10 protein-coding genes and 2 pseudogenes are annotated in these 20,481 nt (G+C 62.6%); 2 read left to right on the forward strand and 10 right to left on the reverse strand.

The annotated features are described in order from the left end of the window. Window positions 1–64 precede the first annotated feature (64 nt). From ACLGGT_RS04205 to ACLGGT_RS04245, 9 genes and pseudogenes are all read right to left on the reverse strand, one after another. A pseudogene (locus ACLGGT_RS04205) lies at window positions 65–2,682 on the reverse strand (molybdopterin-dependent oxidoreductase). After that, the gene (gene nirD / locus ACLGGT_RS04210) at window positions 2,679–3,026 is read right to left on the reverse strand and encodes a nitrite reductase small subunit NirD (RefSeq protein WP_008279434.1); all 348 of its coding nucleotides are present in this window, start codon (window positions 3,024–3,026) and stop codon (window positions 2,679–2,681) included. The pseudogene ACLGGT_RS04205 and the gene nirD overlap by 4 nt, the downstream one beginning before the upstream one ends. Further along, window positions 3,023–5,463 (reverse strand): annotated as a pseudogene (nirB, locus tag ACLGGT_RS04215) (nitrite reductase large subunit NirB). The gene nirD and the pseudogene nirB overlap by 4 nt, the downstream one beginning before the upstream one ends. Then, entirely contained in the window at window positions 5,463–7,121 is a 1,659-nt protein-coding gene (locus ACLGGT_RS04220; protein WP_437195111.1) for an ABC transporter ATP-binding protein, read from the reverse strand. The pseudogene nirB and the gene ACLGGT_RS04220 overlap by 1 nt, the downstream one beginning before the upstream one ends. A gap of 6 nt (window positions 7,122–7,127) precedes the next feature. After that, a complete protein-coding gene (locus ACLGGT_RS04225) occupies window positions 7,128–8,198 on the reverse strand; it encodes an ABC transporter permease (protein ID WP_151977068.1) in 1,071 nt (356 codons plus the stop codon). A 29-nt stretch (window positions 8,199–8,227) separates the two neighbouring features. Beyond that, window positions 8,228–9,592, reverse strand: coding sequence for a CmpA/NrtA family ABC transporter substrate-binding protein (locus ACLGGT_RS04230; protein WP_421999802.1), 1,365 nt, complete (start codon window positions 9,590–9,592; stop codon window positions 8,228–8,230). A 249-nt stretch (window positions 9,593–9,841) separates the two neighbouring features. Next, a complete protein-coding gene (locus ACLGGT_RS04235; RefSeq protein ID WP_437195112.1) occupies window positions 9,842–11,011 on the reverse strand; it encodes a CmpA/NrtA family ABC transporter substrate-binding protein in 1,170 nt (389 codons plus the stop codon). Next, window positions 11,008–11,583: an ANTAR domain-containing response regulator gene (locus ACLGGT_RS04240; RefSeq protein WP_008279442.1), complete on the reverse strand. Its 576-nt coding sequence runs from the start codon at window positions 11,581–11,583 to the stop codon at window positions 11,008–11,010. The genes ACLGGT_RS04235 and ACLGGT_RS04240 overlap by 4 nt, the downstream gene beginning before the upstream one ends. A gap of 291 nt (window positions 11,584–11,874) precedes the next feature. Beyond that, complete coding sequence (locus tag ACLGGT_RS04245; protein ID WP_437195113.1) at window positions 11,875–14,592, reverse strand: cation-transporting P-type ATPase; 2,718 nt, start codon at window positions 14,590–14,592, stop codon at window positions 11,875–11,877. Between the two features lie 393 nt (window positions 14,593–14,985). Here ACLGGT_RS04245 and ACLGGT_RS04250 point away from each other — a divergent pair, with 393 nt between their 5' ends. After that, window positions 14,986–16,824 carry a PHA/PHB synthase family protein gene (locus tag ACLGGT_RS04250; RefSeq protein WP_437195114.1) on the forward strand — a complete coding sequence of 613 codons (1,839 nt, stop codon included), beginning with the start codon at window positions 14,986–14,988 and terminating at the stop codon, window positions 16,822–16,824. Between the two features lie 250 nt (window positions 16,825–17,074). Continuing rightward, window positions 17,075–18,046 carry a pyridoxal-phosphate dependent enzyme gene (locus ACLGGT_RS04255; RefSeq protein ID WP_437195116.1) on the forward strand — a complete coding sequence of 324 codons (972 nt, stop codon included), beginning with the start codon at window positions 17,075–17,077 and terminating at the stop codon, window positions 18,044–18,046. 102 nt (window positions 18,047–18,148) lie between these two features. On the opposite strand, the gene ACLGGT_RS04260 is transcribed toward ACLGGT_RS04255, so the two are convergent. Beyond that, a complete protein-coding gene (locus tag ACLGGT_RS04260) occupies window positions 18,149–20,425 on the reverse strand; it encodes an adenosylcobalamin-dependent ribonucleoside-diphosphate reductase (RefSeq protein ID WP_037296973.1) in 2,277 nt (758 codons plus the stop codon). Window positions 20,426–20,481 lie beyond the last annotated feature (56 nt).

A 20,481-nucleotide genomic window follows, 5' to 3' on the forward strand; every position in this document is an offset into this window, starting at 1 on the left:
CCTGCTGGCGCGGATGGGCCACGTGCTGGGCTGCCGCCGGTAAAAGCGCTTGTTGACCGGGCTGTCATGGGGCCGCTTGTTTGAGACGGGGCAGAGGCGGCTGTGAAAGTGCCAGCATCGCGGCCAGTTCCGGGCGGCAGGAACCGCAGCTTGTGCCCGCGTGCAGGGCTGCGCCGATCTGCTCGACGCTGGTCAGGCTTTGCGCTGCAATCGCCGCCATGATCGTATTGAGCCCGACATTGAGGCAGGCGCAGACCGTCGGGCCGGGATCGAACGTGCCCACCCCCGGACGCCCCGCCAGAAGCGAGGCCCCTGCCCGCCCCACCTCGGCGGCCAGATGGCCGCGCGCAAGCTGCACGGGGTCAGGCGCGATAAAGAGCGCGGCCAGCGTGCAGCCATCGTGCATCAGGGCCAAGCGATGCGTGCCGCGCATGCGATCCTCGACACTGAGGCAGATGGCATCGGGCAAATCAAAGAGGGCGCGCGCATAGGCTTCCCATGTCTCGGGCCTGTCCAGCCCGGCCAATTCACTGCGCCAGCCGCCTGAATGACGGGCGCGCGCCCAATAGGTTGCATCGGGATGTTGCGGGCCGGTAGACACGGCAAAGCCATACCATGCGGGGGCAAGCGGGGCGATGGCGACAACGGCGGCCTTGCTCTCGGGTTGGCCAGAGACAGGGTCTGTCACCGGCGCGATGAGGGCATCGACGCGGCCCATCGGGGCGGTATCGCCGGTCCAGTGGATCGGTGCGAAAACTTGGCCGGGTTGCACCCGGTCGGTGATGGCCACGCGCAGGATGGCTGCACCCTGGGGGCTGGTGACGCGGGCGAGGGTCGCCGGAGCAAGGCCAAGGCGCGCGGCATCCTGCGGGTGGATTTCGAGGAACGGCTCGGCGATGTGCTGGGTGAGGCGCGGGGCAAGGGCGGTGCGCGTCATCGTATGCCACTGGTCACGGATGCGGCCCGTATTGAGCCGGAATGGATAGCGGCGGGCGGTTTGCGCGACCGGAAGGCGCGGCGTGATGGGCAGCATCCGCGCGCGGCCATCGGGCGTGAAGAATCCGCCCTGTCCAAAGAAACGCCCCCCCTGTTGCTGGGCTGTGACCGGCCAGCGGGTGGGCGGCAGCGCGTCATAATCAGCCTGCGCCAGACCCGAGATGTCAAAGTCGCGCCCCAGATGGCCGGCAATGCCGGACAGGGCCGCGTGTTCGGCAAAGACCTCGGCGGCGCTGGACCAGCCAAAGGCATCAGCCCAGCCCATCCGCGCGGCCACATCGGCGATCATGCGCCAGTCATCCCGCGCCTGACCGGGGGCGGGCAGGAAGGGGCGTTGGCGGCTGATGGTGCGGTCGGAATTGGTGACAGTGCCGGATTTCTCGCCCCATGCGGTGGCAGGCAGCACCACATCGGCAAGCCGGGTGGTGTCGGTGCGGGTGATGTCACTGACCACCACGAAATCACAGCCTTTGATGGCGGCGGCCACTGCATCGGCATCGGGCATGGAGACGGCGGGATTGGTGTGAATGATCCAGAGCGCCTTGATCCGTCCGGTTGCCGCGGCCTCAAACATCTCGACCGCTTTGAGGCCGGGCTGATCGGGCATTGCGGGACTGGCCCAGAACCCCTGCACGGCGGCGCGGTGTTGGGGGTTTTCAAGGTCGAGGTGGCAGGCCAACATATTGGCAAGCCCCCCCACCTCGCGGCCGCCCATGGCGTTGGGTTGGCCGGTCACGGAGAACGGCCCCATGCCGGGGCGTCCGATCCGACCTGTGGCAAGGTGACAATTCAGGATCGCATTGACCTTGTCGGTGCCGCTGGAGGATTGGTTGATCCCTTGGGAATAGACCGTCACGACCCGGTCGGTCGTGGTGAACCAGTCGAGGAATTGCGCGAGATCACCGGGGGACAGCCCCGTCAGACCGGGATCACCGGCGCGCGCGGCGGCAAGTGCCGCGTCAAACCCGCTGACATGCTGCGCCACATAAGAGAGGTCCACCGCGCCACGATCCGCGAGGGCGACCAGAGCCGCGTTGAAGAGCGCGGCATCGCTACCGGGGGTGAGGGAAAGATGCAGATCGGCGCTATCGCAGGTCGCGGTGCGGCGCGGGTCCACCACCACAATCCGGGTTCCGCGCGCCTTTTTCGCGGCGACCAGCCGCTGATAAAGCACAGGATGGCACCAAGCGAGGTTGCTGCCCACCAGCACCACCAGATCTGCGGTATCGAGATCCTCATAGGTGCCGGGCACAGTGTCTGACCCGAAGGCCCGTTTATGCCCCGCAACCGAAGAGGCCATGCAGAGCCGCGAGTTCGTATCGACATTGGCGGTGCCGATATAGCCCTTGATGAGCTTGTTGGCGGCGTAATAATCCTCGGTCAGCATCTGGCCCGAGAGGTAAAAGGCCACGCTATCAGGCCCGTGATCCCGGATGGCCGCCTGAAAGCGGCTGGCCACCAGATCGAGCGCCGTCTCCCAATCGGCGGGTTTGCCGCCAATCTGCGGTGACAGGATACGATCCGCAAGCCCGAGGCTTTCGCCCAAGGCGGTGCCCTTGGAGCAGAGCCGCCCGAAATTGGCCGGGTGATCGGGATCGCCTTTTACCGTGGCCCCCCATGACCATCGGGCGAGACAAGAAGGCCGCAACCGACGCCGCAATAGGGGCAGGTGGTGCGCATGCTCATGCCGCCGCCACAGGGATGAGGCGCGCCGCATCCAGCAGGATGCGCCCACCCGCGACCCGTGCCGCGTAGGTGGCGACCGCCCCTGCATCCGCCCCCTGCGCCAACCCGGTTTCAAGGTTGAACACCCAGTTATGCAAGGGGCAGGTCACGGCATGGCCATGCACGATCCCCTCTGACAGGGGGCCGCCCTTGTGCGGGCAGCGATCCGAGAGGGCAAAGACCTGATCGTCGGCGGTGCGGAACACGGCGACGCAGCCCTGAGCGGTCTTAACAACCCGCGCCCCGCGTTGTGGAATATCCTCTAGCGCGCCGATATCGAGCCAGTTTTGATCGGGGCTCCTCATTCCGCCGCCTCCTGTGTCAGATCGGCCAGCGGCGCGAAATCCGCCTGCGCCTGTGGGGTGGCGCGGTCTGCCCAAGGGTCGCGTTGATAAAGGCTTTGCGACAGATCGAACCGGGCGATCAGGGCGGCGCGGGTGGCGGCATCCTCGACAATCTGCGCCTGCACCCATGCCAAACCCACCTTGGCCAGCCATTTATAGGGGCGATCCAGATATTTGGCGTGTTCGCGGTAAAGCTGCACAAAGGCCACGGTCAGGTCGATCGCCTCTTGTTCTGTGGCGACCTTGGCCAAACGATCTGTTTCGCGCAGGTCCATCCCGGCGGCACCGCCGACGCCGATCTCGAACCCGGAGTCGACGCAGACGATGCCCACATCCTTGCAGGTGGCTTCGGCGCAGTTGCGGGGGCAGCCCGAAACCGCCAGCTTGACCTTGTGCGGGGTCCACGACCCCCAGAGGCGTTGTTCGAGCTTGATCCCCAGACCGGTCGAATCCTGCGTGCCAAAGCGGCAAAAATCGGTGCCGACACAGGTTTTGACTGTGCGCAGGCCCTTGGAATAGGCGTGGCCTGACACCAGCCCCGCCGCGTTCAGATCGGCCCAGACATGCGGCAGGTCTTCTTTCCTGACGCCCAAAAGGTCGATGCGCTGGCCGCCTGTCACCTTGACCGCCGGGATGGCGTATTTGTCGGCGGCATCGGCAATGGCGCGCAATTCGCGGGGGTTGGTCATGCCGCCCCACATGCGCGGCACCACCGAATAGGTGCCGTCTTTCTGGATATTGGCGTGGTTGCGTTCGTTGACGAAGCGGCTTTGGGCATCGTCGGTATAATCCATCGGCCAGTCGGCAAGCAGGTAAAAGTTCAGGGCAGGTCGACAGTGATGACAGCCACAAGAGGTTCTCCAGCCCAATTCCTGCATCACGGCAGGCATGGATTTGAGGCCGCGCGCCTTGATCAGGCGGCGCACATCCTCGTGCGTCAGGTCGGTGCAACCGCAGATTGGCTGGGCTGCGGGCCTCTGGAAGGCATCGCCGAGCGTGCTGGCCAGAACCTGCTCGACCAGCCCTGTGCAGGTGCCACAAGAGGCGCTGGCCTTGGTCTGGGCCTTGATCGTTGTGAGGGTGGTGGCGCCGCCATGGATTGCGGCCACGATCGTGCCTTTGCAAATGCCGTTACAGCCACAGATTTCCGCCTCAGGCGGCAAGGCTGCAACGGCTGCCAAAGGGTCCGTTTGGTCCCCCCCTGATAGGCCGGGCCAAAGATCAGCGTATCGCGCATCGGGGCAATCGGGGTGCCGTCCTTGATCAGGCCAAAGAACCATGACCCATCGGCAGTGTCGCCATAGATCACCGCGCCAATCAGGCGGTCGGCCTCGATGATCAAGCGTTTGTAGACGCCGCGCGCCGGGTCTCGAAACACGATATCCTCGCGCCCTTGGCCCTCGGCAAAGTCGCCGGCGCTGAAGAGGTCAACGCCCGTGACCTTGAGCTTGGTTGCGGTCTGCGCCGGTTGAAACGCCGCCGCCTGTCCCTGAAGCGTTGCTGCAACCACCCGTGCCTGATCGTAGAGGGGGGCCACCAGCCCAAAAAGCTGTGCGTTATGTTCCACGCATTCGCCCACGGCCAGAATATCGGGGTCAGAAGTTATCATCTGGTCATTCACCAAGATGCCGCGCCCGATTTCGAGGGCGGCATCGGTGGCGATGCGGGTTTCGGGGCGGATGCCGACGGCCATGCAGACCAGATCAGCCGCGTAGATCGTGCCATCCTCGAGCAACACGGCCTCGACCCGGTCTTGGCCGAGAATTGCCTTGGTGGCCCCTTTGCAATGCACGCGGATGCCGCGCGCCTCGAGATCCTTTTGCAGCAGATAGCCTGCGGCGGGATCAAGTTGTCGTTCCATCAGGTGGCCCATCAGGTGAATGACCGTCACCTCCATGCCGCGCGCCGCGAGACCTGCCGCCGCCTCGAGCCCGAGCAATCCGCCGCCGATGACAACGGCCTTGGCGCATGGTCGCGCGGAGGCGTCGATCATGGCCTGCGTGTCGTCCATATCACGATAGGTAAGGACGCCGGGCAGATCCTTGCCTGCGACGGGAATGAGGAAGGGGGCTGATCCGGTGGCAATCAGCAGCTTGTCATAGGGTGCGGTGCCCGAGTTGGAATAGACCAGCTTGGCCGCGCGGTCGATCCGCACCACGCTTTCGCCGAAGCGGCAGGTGATGTTGTGCTGCGTGTAAAAGGCATCGTCATGGGTGACGATATCCGCATAGGTTTTTTCCCCTGAAAGGACGGGCGAGAGCATGATCCGGTTGTAATTGCCGCGCCGCTCGGCGTTGAAGAGGGTGATATCCCAGCCGTCGGGATCGGCAGCCAGCAGATGCTCGAGCGCCCGCCCCGAGGCCATGCCCGCGCCAATGACAACAAGTTTGCGTTTCATCATGCAGCCTCTTTCTTGTGGGCGCCGTGTTCGTAATCCTCAAGGAATTGCAGAACCTCAGCGCGGTAGCTGTAGTAGTCGGGATGTTCGAGCAGCGCCTTGCGGGTGCGGGGGCGGGGCAGGTCTACATCCACGATTTTGCCGATGCGGGCATGCGGCCCGTTGGTCATCATCACCACACGATCCGCGAGCAAGATCGCCTCGTCCACGTCATGGGTCACGCAAACCGCCGTCACCTTGGTGCGCGACCAGACCTCCATCAGCACCTCTTGCAGTTCCCAGCGCGTCAGGCTGTCCAGCATGCCAAAAGGCTCATCCAGCAACAAAAGTTTGGGGGAGAGGGCGAAGGCGCGGGCAATGCCCACCCGCTGTTTCATACCGTTGGAAAGATCAGCGGCGCGCCGGTCCATGCTGTCGCCCAAGCCCACACGTTCGAGATAGTATTCCACCACATCCTGACGTTCCGCGCGGCTGGCGCGCGGGTAGACACGATCCACACCGATGGCCACGTTTTCCTTGGCGGTCAGCCAAGGAAAGAGGCTGGGCGCCTGAAACACCACGGCGCGTTCGGGATCGGCCCCGCGCACCTCGTGACCATCAAGTTTGATCGCGCCACCGGAGATTTCGTTGAGACCCGCCGCCATGGTCAGGACGGTGGATTTACCGCACCCCGAATGGCCGATCAGGCTGATGAATTCGCCCTTTTTCATCTTGAGGTCGAAGCGGTCGACCACGGTCAGGGGCCCCTCGGAGGTTGGATAGACCTTGGAGAGCTGAGAGAATTCGAGATATTTTTCGGCAAGCGGGCTTTTGGCGGCTTCGGCATAGGCCTTGGGCGTGCCGTGAATGGGCGTGATCTGTGGCAAGTGCCGTGTCTCTGCGACCTTGGCCGCGATGCCCACCTCCATCAGGTATTTCGTGACATCGGCGCGCAGTCGCTTGAACGCTGGGTCGTTGTTCATGGCACTGCGGATACGTGGACGCGGCAGCGCGACCTTGAAGGCGGTGCCGAGGGTGCCATCCGGGGTCAGTGGAATGATGCGGTCGGCAAGCAAGAGCGCCTCGTCCACATCATTGGTGATGAGAACGACGGTTTTTTGGTCCGCCTGCCAGATCCGCGTGATCTCGTCCTGCAGGTTGGCGCGGGTGAGCGCGTCAAGCGCTGAGAGCGGTTCATCCAGAAGCAGGACTTCGGGTGTCATGGCAAGGGCACGCGCGACCGAGACCCGTTGGCGCATGCCTCCCGACAATTCCGCCGGATACCGCGCCTTGGCGTGGCTGAGGCCCACCATGGCGATGTATTTATCCACCATGGCCGCCCGTTCGGCGCGGCCTGCGGATTTGTGCACGGCATCCACCGCAAGCGCCACATTGCCCGCAACCGTCAGCCACGGCATCAGCGAGTAGGACTGAAACACCACCCCGCGTTCCGGCCCCGGCCCGGTGATGGGTTTGTTTCTGAACAAGACCTCGCCGCTGTCAGGCTGGGAGAGCCCCGCCATTTGGTTGATCAGCGTGGTCTTGCCCGTGCCGGAAAAGCCCAGGATCGCCAGAAACTCGCCCTCTTCGACCGCAAGGGTAATGTTCCCGAGCACCTCGCGGCGCTGCAATCCGGTGCCGAAGCCCTTGCACAGGTTTTTGAATTCCAGAATGGCCATGGCGATTTACCTGTTGTCCGAAAAGGTGAAGAGCGATTGCGCCGCATACATCAGGCGATCCAGCAAAAAGCCGATGATGCCGATGGTGAAGACCGCAACCATGATCTTGGCGAGGCTGGTGGACGAGCCGTTCTGAAATTCGTCCCAGACGAATTTGCCAAGGCCGGGGTTTTGCGCCAGCATTTCCGCTGCGATCAGCACCATCCAGCCCACACCAAGCGAGAGCCGCAGCCCGGTGAAGATCAGAGGCAGCGCCGAGGGCAGCACGAGGCGGGTGATCTTGGTCCAGGTGGTTAGTTTCAGCACCCGGCTGACCGAGATCAGGTCACGGTCAATGCTGGCCACCCCCAGCGAGGTGTTGATCAGCGTGGGCCAGAGCGAGCAGAGCGTCACGGTGATGGCCGAGGTCAGGAACGACCGCGAAAACAGGCCGTCTTGCGTCACATAGACCGCCGAGACCACCATGGTGACAATGGGCAACCAAGCCAGAGGGCTGACGGGTTTGAAAATCTGGATCAACGGATTGAGCGCCGCGTTGGCGGTTGGCGACAGCCCCGCCGCAATGCCCAGCGGCACAGCCACGGCGGTGGCAATCAGAAAGCCGAAGAACACCGTCTGAACCGAGGTCCAGATCTGCGCATAATAGGTGGGCGAGCCGGTGTAGGGCCGTTCGCGCACCCGGTCGGCCTGACCGGCGGCAATCAGCTCTGCGTTGCGTTGATCCTGACGCGCGAAGAAGTCGGCCTTGCGCGCCTGTTCTGCAACATGCTCGTCATGCAGTACGATCGCCTGTTCCCAGACCTGCGCCGGGCCGGGGATAGCCCCAAGCGATGTTTCCACCCGTGGTGCCAAATTGCCCCAAAGCACGAGGAATCCGAGGATCGCCAGAACCGGCACGCCCAGAAGCTGCCAGATCTGTCTGGCCTGTGCTTTGGGGTTGTCGCCTGCCGCCGCCTTGAGCAGCGGGGTCAGAAAGGACAGGCCCAGCACCTTGAACCAGCCGTCCAGCCTGTTGATCCGAGTGAACAGCCGCGCGCGGCGTTCGGTTTGAAGTTGGGCGGGGTCGATTGCCGTCATGTCTTGCACTCCTTGCCAATGGCGGGGCCTCAGCCCTGCACCTCGTTGCCCACAACGGTTTGATCGCCCTTGAGGCCAATTGGCAGGCTGTCGATATAGGCATTGGGCGCGCGGCCATCGAAGGGGATGCCGTCTATCGCGTGATCCACCACATCGCGGAACCCGTCATTGCCAAAGGGGAAAGCATCGGCAGGCACCACGCCATCCTCGACCAGCGATTGCGCTGCGGCCTCGAACAGATCGGTGCGGAACACGCTGCGCGCCGTTTCGACATACCAGTCGTCGGTTTGCGCCTGCGTGATCTGGCCCCACCGGCGCATCTGGGTCAGATACCACACGGCATCAGAGGCGAAGGGATAGTTGGCATTGTAGCGGAAGAACACGTTGAAGTCGGGCACCGGCCGCACGTCTCCCTGTTCATATTCAAAGGTGCCGGTCATGGAGTTGCGCAGCACCGCCACATCCGCGCCGACATAGGTTGGGCGGCTGATGATCTGCACCGCCTCTTCGCGGTTGGCATTGTCATTTTCATCCAGCCAGAGCGCGGCGCGGATCAAGGCACGGGTCAGGGCACGCACGGTGTTGGGGTTGTCCTGAACAAAGTCGGCACGCAGGCCAAGCACCTTTTCGGCACGCATCGGGAACACATCAAGATCGGTGGCCACCGGCACGCCAATGCCCATGGCAACGGCCTGCTGGTTCCACGGCTCGCCCACGGTATAGCCCGAGATGGTGCCCGCCTCGAGGGTGGCGGGCATCTGGGGCGGTGGTGTCACGGACAAGAGCGCCTCGGCGTTGATCTGGCCCGAGATGTTGTCGGTGCTGTAGAAACCGGGATGGATACCGCCTGCGGCAAGCCAGTAGCGCAGTTCGAAATTATGGGTCGAGACCGGAAAGACCATGCCCATGTTGAACGGGCGGCCCTGATCGGCAAAAGCCTCAAGCGCCGGGCGCAGCGCGCTGGCGGAAATGGGGTGAAGGGGCTTGCCCTCGGCATCCGACGGAATGGCGGGGCGCATGAGATCCCAAACCTCGTTCGAGACCGTTGTCGCGTTGCCGTTCAGGTCCATCACGAAGGGGGTGACGATATGCGCCTGAGTGCCAAAACCGATGGTCGCCGCCAAGGGCTGACCCGCCAGCATATGCGCGCCATGCAGGTTGCCGTCGATCACCCCGTCAAGCAGCACCTTCCAATTGGCCTGTGCCTCGAGGGTGACAAACAGGCCTTCGTCCTCGAAATAGCCCTTTTCATAGGCGATGGCGAGCGGGGCCATATCGGTGAGCTTGATGAACCCGAGGGTCAGATCCTCGATTTCGGGCAGGGTATCGGCGCGCAGCGATGTGGCGGCAAGAGCGGCGATCAGGGTGGTCGTTGTAATGAGCTTGCGGATCATGAAGGTCTCCTCTGGCGATGGCCCGGAACACCGGGTTGAAAACGAAAAAGCCGCCGACCTCGTTTGCGCAGAATGCGCAAGCAGGTCAGGCGGCTATGCCCATGGGGGTCCTTCATTGGACCCTGATTTAACGAATCGGCATCCTTGCCAACCCGTCCCTATGATGTGGCAAGACGGGCGCTGCATTGCAGCAAAAAAGTGCGCGACGGCCCTGCGTTTTTCTGCGCGAGCGCTTTGATGCCTAAAAAATCATCCGAATTTCTGGCCGGAGTCGAAAATCTGCCCATCGAAAAATACATCGGGCGTGAGGATCATTTCCCCCTGTTCAGAGGCGACGGCAGTCGGATGAAGCAGGCTGCCTTCCAGCTTTTCCGAGGCACCGGGCAGGTCTGCCCCGGCGGATCGCAGGTTCATCCGATAGAGATCGGTCCGACAAATCGCCTTGGCGGCGGCAAGGCTGAGGCTGCGATCAAACCCGTGGCGCGCCGCCATCTGGTCGGCGAACCAAGCCGCTTGGGACCGCCAAGGAAAGCTGGCCGCGCCATCGAAAAAGCGGATCATATCCGGCACGCGGCGCAATTCGCCCTGTGGGGAAATCACCATCTCGCCCCTCAGGGCGCGATCCAGCAGTTCGGCGGGGGCGTTCACATATTCGGACCGTGCCAGAATTTCAGAGGCGATGGCGCGGTTTTCGGGCAGGCAGAGCCACCGCGCCGCGCGCCAGATCGCGCGCATCAGCCGCCCCGTCAGAGAGGGATTCTCGCATACCCAGTCATGGCGGGCGGCCAATACCTTTTCCGGGGCGACCGCCCATATCGCGCGGCTGGGCAACAAAAGCGTGCCAGCACCCTGCTCGACCGCGACAGAGCCCCACGGCTCTCCGACACAGAAGGCGTCGATTTCGCCAGCGGCGAGTGCTTCGGCCATGCGCGGCGGCGGAATGGTATTCAGCGCGAATTCCAGATCAGCATCCCGCAGCCAGTATCGGACAAGTTCGACATGAGTCGAAAAAGGAAACGGCACGCCGATCCGCAAGACGCCGTTCGCCGCCAAAGCGAGATCGCGCGCCGCGCACGCCGCGTCGGCAAAGCCGAAATCATGGCCCGTGGCGCGCAGCCGATCAGAAAGCGCCTGCGAAACGCCGATCACATCGCCGTTCAGCGAGAGAACCTGAAGGATATCCAGCCGTTCCACAGCGCCGCCCAACCCCAAGGCCATCGCCACCGGCAAGGGGGCCAGCATATGCGCCGCATCCACCTGGCCCCAGAGCAACAGATCACGCAGGCTGGACCATGATGGCGCGCGGCGCAGGTCAAAGGCCAGCCCCTCTGCTGCGGCAAATCCCATTTCATGCGCGATGACAATCGGGGCCATATCCAGAAGCGGAACAAAACCAATCCGCAGCACGGCAAGGGTCATGAGAGCAACCCCGCCGCTGTGACCAGCGCGCTGGCCACTTCGGCCACCTTGCGGCCTTGATCCATCGCGGTCTTGCGCAAGAGCGCATAGGCCTCTTCTTCGGTCAGGCCGCGTGCTTTCATCAAGATACCCTTGGCACGGTCGATCAGCTTGCGCTCTTCCAGCGCGCGGCGGGTGGTTTCCAGCTCCCTCCGCATGCGACGGAACATCTGGAAACGGGCAATGGCGGCGTCCATCACAGAGGCCACACGCTCGGGCTGCAACCCGTCCACGACATAGGCCGATACGCCAGCCTCGATTGCCTGTTTCGTCAAATCCCTATCCGTGCGGTCGACAAAAAAGGCGACAGGCCGCTCCATCGGACCAGAGGCAAGGGCCATTTCCTCGAGCGTGTCGCGCGATGGGTTGGACATGTCTATCAGCACGATATCGGGGGCAATATCAGATACACGCCGGGAGAGGCCTGCCGGTTCGGCAATGACCGTCACCTGATGGCCAAGCGGTTGCAGGCTGTCGATCACCAGTTTGGCGCGGGTTTCGTCTGGCTCTACAATAACGATGTGAAGTTTCATGCCCTGCGCTCGCTGCCGTGCCCCGTTGGAGGTCATGGGCGGTGGGCAAGTGCAATCGCTTTTGGCGGGATACCCATCGCACCGGGCCGGAGCATCGCCCGTTTTGCGTGCTTCGCAGGCAAACCGCCTATAAGGCAGGCAGAACTGCAAAGCCGGGCGATGAGCCCTTGTTCGGCGGAGTGTTGGGCAATCCAGTCACGGATTTTATAGCCCATCACAGGATCGCGTTACGCCCGGCGCGCTGTGGGATCTGCACGATTGTCTTAGATGTATCTGAAGCGCCTAGGCGGTTCAGACGTGCCGATCTGGCTTGAGTGGCAAGACGGCAAGCCGCATCTGCTTTTCTGTTTCAATCAGCGCAAAGAAAGCGATCCCGATCACAAGGATCAGCATCCCGTCGAAGAGGGGCACGGCCTGGGTGCCGAGGATCGCCTGAAACGGCGGCAGGTAGGTGATTGCGACCTGTGCCACAGTGACGGCGGCAACGCAGGCCCAGACAATCGGTGTGCCCTTTGCTGCGGCCCAAGTGAGGGAGGTGCCATAGATGTTGCGGATGAAGAACAGGTAGAAAATCTGAAGCACAACGAGGGTGTTCATCGCGATGGTCTGGGCGAGAGGAACCGGATACCCCCTGTCTGTTGCATAGAAATACATCCCGAAAACCGCCATCAAGATCAGAGTTGAGATAAGCGCGATCTGCCAGATCAGCGTACCGGTCAAAAGCGGTGCCCCGCGTGGACGGGGTGGGCGGCGCATGGTGCCGGGCTCTGACGGCTCAAACGCGAGCGCCAGACCAAGGGTGACGCCGGTGATGAGGTTGACCCAGAGGATTTGCACAGCGGTGATCGGCAGGGCCATCCCGGCGAACAAGGCCACGATGATCGTCATCGCCTCGCCCGCATTTGTGGGCAGCGTCCAGCTAATGACCTTTTTGATGTTGTCGTAAACGGTCCGGCCCTCGCGCACTGCGGCGGCGATGGAGGCGAAATTGTCATCCGCCAGAACCAGATCGGCGGCTTCCTTTGCGGCTTCGCTGCCTTTGAGGCCCATGGCGATCCCGGCATCTGCGCGCTTGAGGGCGGGGGCATCGTTTACCCCATCGCCGGTCATGGCCACGGCCAGGCCGCGCGCCTGCAACGCGGTGACAAGGCGCAGCTTGTCCGCAGGAGAGGTGCGGGCGAAAATATCGGTCGCAAGCGCCGCCTCGGCAAGCTCTGCGTCATCCATCGCCGCAAGATCAGCGCCGGTCAGCACGCGCGCGCTGTTTCTGAGCCCGATCATTCCGCCAATGGCGCGGGCCGTCGCGGCATGATCGCCGGTGATCATCTTGACGCGGATTCCGGCAGCATGACATTCGGCAACCGCTGCAATCGCCTCGGGGCGGGGGGGATCCACAAGCCCGACGAGACCAATCAGGGTGAGATGCCCGTCAAGGCCCAAGGGGGTGAGGCCAGTCTGCGTGACGGGGGCGGTGCCTGTGGCAACGGCAATCACGCGCTGCCCTTCTGAGGCGAGGTCTTCGATCCTGGCGTGCCAATAGGCACGGTCGAGCGGCTCTGTCTTGTGTTCGGCTGTGCGCTGGTCGGCGCAAAGGTTCAACACCGCCTCGGGGGCGCCTTTGACATGAATCCACAAGCGGCCCTCTGGATCACGATCAAGCGTCGCCATGTAGCGATGCGCCGCATCGAAGGGGATCGCATCACTGCGCTTCCAGTCATCATAGGCCTTATGCCCATCTCCCGTTATCTTTCCGGCCAATGCTGATAGTGCGCCCTCCATCGGGTCGCCCTCTACCCGCCAGTCGTCACCGTGAGATTGCAGCGTGGCATCGTTACAGAGCGCAGCGACCCGGGCAAACTCATTCAAAACGTTATGGTCATCGGGGTCCGCATCGGCATCGCACCAGCGCAACGGCCCATGAGGTGCATAGCCACTGCCACCGACCGAGAACACGTGCCCTGCCGGGGCAAGCGCCACCACCATCATTTCGTTGCGCGTGAGCGTGCCGGTCTTGTCCGAGCAGATCACAGACACTGACCCCAGCGTTTCAATCGCAGGCAAGCGGCGGATGATTGCATTGCGCCGCGCCATCGCCGTTACACCGACGGCAAGCGTGATCGTGAGGACGGCGGGCAGGCCTTCGGGAATGGCCGCGACAGAGAGGCCGACAATCGCCATGAAGAATTCGCGAAATGGCAGATGCCCCACGAAATATCCGTAAGCCAGCAGCGCGGCGGCCACCATGAGGATGAATACCGAAAGCCAACGCGCGAACAGATCCATCTGCGCCACGAGTGGGGTGGTCAGCGTCTCGATGCTGCCCAGCATACCACTGATCCGACCAATCTGGCTGTGCCCACCGGTGGCCGTGACCACACCGCGCCCCGTGCCCGCTGCGATGAACGTGCCGGAAAACAGCATCGACGATTGATCGCCAAGCGGCGCATCTTGGGGCACCGGCGCTATTGTCTTGTCGGTGGGCACGGATTCGCCCGTAAGGATCGCCTCTTCGGCCTTGAGGCCGCGCGCCTCGATCAGCCGAAGATCGGCAGGCACCCGGTCACCCGCCTCGATCAGCACGATGTCGCCCGGCACCAGATCAGCGGCGTCGATACTGACCCTTTGACCATCGCGCAGCACGGCGCAGTTCGGTGCAAGCATCTTGCGAAGTGCCGCCATCGCCTGTTCGGCCCGGCCTTCTTGAAGAAAGCCAATGAGGGCATTGACCAGAACCACGGCAAGGATCACCCCGGTATCGACCCAGTGCCCCAAGGCCGCCGTCACCATCGCAGAGGCAAGGAGAACGTAGATCAGCACGTTGTGGAAATGGCCGAGGAACCGCAGGATCGGATGGCGCTTGGGCGGCTCTGGCAGACGGTTTGGGCCATGGGCCGCCAGACGGCGGGCGGCGTCTTGTGATCTCAGCCCGTCGCGCGTGACATCGAGCGCGGCAAGGGCGCTTTCGGGGGATGTTGCGTGCATGGCGGCTGTTTGACGCGCGTCGGTCATCCTGCTCTCCTTGACGTGGTTAAAACTGCGGCGGGGACGCGCGTGCCGTCCAGGGTGACGTGAGAGTTTTGCCGAAGCGTTTGTGCCATTCTCATGAAAACTTGGTCATGCCCCCGACGCGCAAATCTCGAATGGTTAAACTCGGGGCAACATCTGCCAGCATAGTGCACCAGATCGGAGGCGTATTTGATTCATGTCAGGGGCATTCCCCGCAATTAGGAGGATACTTGGCCCATGAGTGGTCTTTCGCCCTGATGGCCCGGCAGCGTGTGCCTGCGTGCCTTGGCTACCTTGGGCGGTGCGCGCAGGACTGCGCGCGAGACTGTAGCCGGTGAGCATCAGACGAACACGCGCATTGAGTTGCCCCCTCAGATCACAGGAGAGCATTGCAGCATGGCCCACACCCCCAGCCGAAGCCAGAAACCGCGCTCCAAGACTGACGCGGCAGAGCGCCTGCCCTTGGTCGTGCCCTTGGTGCAAACACCTGCAGAAGAGCCATCCCACGCAAGCCGCGATCCACATCCCCACGCGGCCCTTGACCGAAGCGCCATGGCCAGTCTTGCGCAATTCACCGGTGGGCTGTCGCCACACGCGATGATTGATGCCTGGAGCGACTGGGCCATGCATCTGGGCCGGGCGCCGGGGCGGCAATTGGAACTGATGGAACGGTGGCGGGCCAATGCGTTGAAGCTGATGCAATTTGCCTCCGCGCAGGCGTTGGATCAGCCTGCGGAAAAGCCATTCAAGCCGGGGCCCTATGATACGCGCTGGTCGCATCAAGGCTGGGACAAGCCGCCCTTTTCCCTCTGGCAGCAGGGGTTTCTGGCCACGCAAGATTGGTGGCATGCGGCAACATCAGAGCTGCGCGGGTTGCGCCGACAGAATGCGGATCGCACCGGCTTTATGATGCGACAGCTTCTTGATACGGTGTCGCCTTCCAATTTCCCATTGGGCAATCCGGAAATTCTGGAAAAGACACGGGCGACAGGCGGGCGCAACTTGATTGACGGGGCTGCGCGCTGTGCTGACGACGCCCGGCATATTCTGGCGCAGGAGCATCGGCCTGTGCCGAAAGAGTTTGCGCTTGGCAAGGTTCTGGCCTGCACGCCGGGTGCCGTGGTCTATCGCAACGACCTGATGGAGTTGATCCAGTATTCGCCCACCACATCCGACGTGCAGGCCGAACCAGTGCTGATCGTGCCGGCATGGATCATGAAATACTATATTCTCGATCTCTCGCCCGAGAATTCCTTGGTCCGGTGGCTGGTTGGACAGGGATTCACTGTCTTTTGTATCTCGTGGCGTAATCCGGGAGCGGAAGACGCGGACCTGTCGCTAGAGGCGTATCGCAAGCAAGGCGTCATGCAGGCGCTGGACGTCATCAACGACATCGTGCCGGGGCAAAAGGTGCATGCCAACGGCTATTGCCTTGGTGGGACGCTGCTGGCTATCGCGGCGGCGGCAATGGCGCGCGACGGTGAGGACCGATTGGCATCGGTCACCCTGATGGCGGCACAGGTAGATTTCGCCGAAGCGGGCGAATTGCTGCTTTTTCTCGACGAAAGTCAGGTCGCCTTTCTGGAGGATCTGATGTGGTCGCAGGGCTATCTGGACCGGCCGCAGATGTCGGGGGCCTTTGCCGCGATCCGGTCTGAGGATTTGATCTGGTCGCGCGCGGTGCGGCGGTATTTCCTCGGAGAGCCGGACTTGCCCACCGATGTCACCGTTTGGGTCAATGACACCACCCGGATGCCAGCCCGGATGCATTCGGAATATCTGCGCGGGATTTTTCTGGAGAACCGCATCTCGGCGGGGCGATTTGCCGTGGATGGCAAGGTTATCGCGCTCAAGGATATCTCGGGGCCGGTCTTTGTCATTGGCACCGAGACCGATCACATCGCACCGTGGCGCTCCGTCTACAAAACAGCGCTCTTTACCGATTGCGACCTGCATTTTCTGTTGACCAAAGGGGGCCATAACAGCGGCATCTTGTCAGAGCCGGGGCATAGAGGGCGGCACTATCGGATCGGCCATCGCCCGGCGCTGGCGCTTTACCGCGATCCCGATACATGGCTGGCGGCGCATGATCCTGTGCCCGGATCATGGTGGCCCGAATGGTCGAAATGGCTGGCACGCCAAAGCAGTGGCACCGTTCCGGCACGCCAGCCCGGCACAGATCCGAACTATCCCAGTATCGCGACAGCACCGGGGTCGTATATCCACCAGACCTGAGGCCGTGCAGGGGCGTAGCCGGGTTTGAAAAGAACGGGACCGCCCCGACGCGGTGCCCCGCAATCTCTCTGGCGCTGTCGTGATGCCTGCGGCGGCGCTGGAAAATCAACGGCGACACAGCACACCTTGACTGTGGCTTCGCCATGAATTCATGGTCTCAATGGCGGGGCCTGCGCGTTGCATGCCGTCGGCGCAAATGCGCAGCCGCATCGGCCCTGCCCCGGCCAGTAATGTCAAAGGAAAGCCCTGAATGCGTCTTTCGGTCAATGTCTACCAACAGGCGGCGCGATCTGTCGAAATCCGACAAAGGATTCGCGCGGCAATCCACGAGACGCCTTGTATTTTCTCTCGAGGTGGGTCGAACGATCAGTCGCGTTTGGCCTATAAATGCGAAAATCTGCAAAGAACCGGGTCGTTCAAATTTCGCGGGGCCATGGCCAAACTGACCACACTGCCCACGGACACGCCGGTGATCACGGCCTCGTCGGGCAATCATGGGCTGGCCGTTGCCACGGCGGCGCAGATGACAGGCCATGCGCTGACGGTTGTGCTGCCAGAAACCGTGGCACAGGAAAAACTGTCGCGTATTCAGGCGCTTGGCGTGCGCACGATCCTGCATTCAAACGATTCCGGCCTTGCTGAACGACACGCGAGGGAGATGGCCGACGCAGAGGGGATCACCTATGTGTCGCCCTATAACGACGCCGATGTCATCGCCGGACAGGGCACCATCGGGCTTGAATTGATTGACCAATTGCCAGAGTTGGACACCGTTTATATCGCCATGGGCGGGGGTGGTCTTATTTCCGGCATCGGCTGCGTGCTGAAAGCCTACGCGCCGCGAACGCGTATCGTGGGGGTCAGCGCCGTGAATTCCTCGGCCTTTGCCACGAGCCTGCGTGCCGGTCATCCTGTCGAAGTGGACCACAAGCCAACGCTTGCCGATGGTGTCGCCGGTGGTTTCGACGCGGATACGATCACCCTGCCCCTTGCCGCTGAAGTGGTCGATGACATGATCGACTGCACCGAAGCGGAAATCGCCGCAGGCATCGAGCAGATCGCATGGACCGAGAAGATGCTGGTCGAGGGTTCGGCGGCATTGGCCTTGGCGGCTTGGACAAAAGACACGGGCCGACGCGGAACAGGACCAAGCGTGGTCTTGCTGTGTGGCGCGAATTTCGATCGGGCCGCACTCGCGCCGATCCTGAGAGGCGACGCGTGAGAGAAGGCTGATGGACCTTAGGGGCTAGAAATTGCGCCAGATCATGCAGTGAAACCGTTTCGGCGTTTCAACGAAAAACCGAAACGATGTCACCGTGCCGCCTTAGGCACATTTGCTGTGTCCGCAGCTTGCACAGGTCATGCAACCCTCGATCATGCGCATGTCGTATTGGCCGCAGGCGGGGCAGGCGGGGGATTTGCGGGGGCTGTCCTGACCTGCGACCTGCGCATGCGGGTCCTCTTTGAGGCCCATACCTTCGCCCGCCAGAAACCCGATCTGGACCATGTGCTGTTCCAGCACGCCACCGATGGCGGCCAGAATGCTGGGCACGTATTTGCCCTGCATCCAAGCGCCGCCCCGCGGGTCGAACACGGCTTTGAGCTCTTCCACCACAAAGGACACATCGCCCCCGCGCCGGAACACCGCCGAGATCATGCGGGTCAGGGCCACCGTCCAGGCATAATGCTCCATGTTCTTGGAGTTGATGAACACCTCGAAGGGCCGCCGATGCCCGCCCAGAACGATGTCATTGACGGTGACATAGATCGCATGGTTGCTGTCGGGCCATTTCAGCTTGTAGGTGGCACCCTCCAGCTCTTTGGGGCGGTCGAGCGGTTCGGACATATAGACCACCTCGCCGCCGGTTGCAGGGACATCGCCCCGCGTTTCACCGGGGGCCTTGTCTGTGGTCTCGGACACGCTCAGGACGCTGCCTGTCACCGCATTGGGCCGATAGGTGGTGCAGCCTTTGCACCCCAGATCCCAAGCCTGAAGATAGACATTCTTGAACGCCTCAAAGGAGATGTCCTCGGGGCAGTTGATGGTTTTCGAGATGCTGCTATCCACCCATTTCTGCGCCGCCGCCTGCATCTTGACGTGATCCTCGGGCGGCAGGGTCTGGGCGTTGACGAAATGCTCGGGCAGAGGCGCATCGCCCATCCGGTCACGCCACATCTGCACGGCGTAATCTATCACCTCTTCCTCGGTGCGGCTGCCATCCTTTTGCAGCACCTTGCGGGTGTAGCTATAGGCAAAGACAGGCTCGATTCCGCTGCTGACATTGCCCGCATAAAGGCTGATGGTGCCGGTGGGCGCGATGCTGGTCAGAAGCGCGTTGCGAATGCCATGTTCGGCCACGGCGGCGCGCACATCGGCATCCATCGTCTGCATCGTGCCAGAGGCCAGATAGGCGTCGCGGTCAAAGAGCGGGAACGCGCCCTTTTCGCGGGCCAAGTCAACGCTTGCAAGATAGGCCGCCCGCGCGATGGCATGCAACCACGCCTCGGTCTGTTGCACGGCGGCGTCCGAGCCATAGCGCAGCCCGACCATCAAGAGCGCATCGGCAAGCCCCGTCACGCCCAGCCCGATCCGCCGTTTGGCCTGCGCCTCGGCGGCCTGCGCAGGTAAGGGAAAACCGCTGACATCCACGACATTGTCCATCATGCGCACAGCCACGCGCACCAGATCGTCAAGTGCGGCCTCATCCACCCGCGCGCCCGCTGCAAACGGCTCTGCCACCAACCGCGCCAGATTGATCGAGCCCAAGAGGCAGGCACCATAGGGCGGCAGGGGCTGTTCGCCGCATGGGTTGGTCGCCGCAATCGTTTCGCAATAGGCCAGATTGTTGGCCGCGTTGATGCGGTCGATAAAGATCACGCCCGGTTCGGCATAATCATAGGTGGCCTGCATGATCCGGTTCCACAGATCCCGCGCTTGCACGGTATGATAGACCTTGCCGCCAAACTGAAGGTCCCACGGGCCGTCGGCCTTGACCGCCTCCATGAAGGCATCGGTGATCAAGACCGACAGGTTGAACATCCGCAGCCGCGCCGGATCAGATTTCGCGGCGATGAAGGCCTCGATATCTGGATGGTCACAGCGCATTGTGGCCATCATCGCACCGCGCCTGCTGCCTGCCGACATGATCGTGCGGCACATCGCGTCCCACACATCCATAAAGCTGAGTGGGCCGCTTGCATCCGCCGACACGCCCTTGACCTCGGCCCCTTTGGGCCGGATCGTGCTGAAATCATAGCCGATGCCGCCGCCCTGCTGCATGGTCAACGCCGCCTCGCGCAGCCCGTCAAAGATGCCGCCCATATCGTCAGGCACGGTGCCCATGACGAAACAGTTAAAGAGCGTCACCTTGCGTGCGGTGCCAGCCCCGGCGGTGATCCGACCTGCGGGCAGGAATTTGAAATCCTCAAGCGCGTGATAGAACCGCTCTTCCCAGAGCGCCGGCTCTGCCTCGGCCACTGCCAAAGCGCGCGCGATCCGCCGCCAGCTGTCCTCGACACTTGCATCGCCGGCGTCCCCATTCCGGAACCGGTATTTCATGTTCCATATCTGTTCGGAAATCGGGGCGGCAAATCGGGTCACGGCGGTCTCCATCCACGGGCAGAGAACCACAATAGCTTGAAGCTGCCGGTATTTCC

This window comes from Roseovarius sp. MS2, from assembly GCF_051447875.1.
Taxonomy (GTDB): Bacteria; Pseudomonadota; Alphaproteobacteria; order Rhodobacterales; family Rhodobacteraceae; genus Roseovarius; species Roseovarius mucosus_A.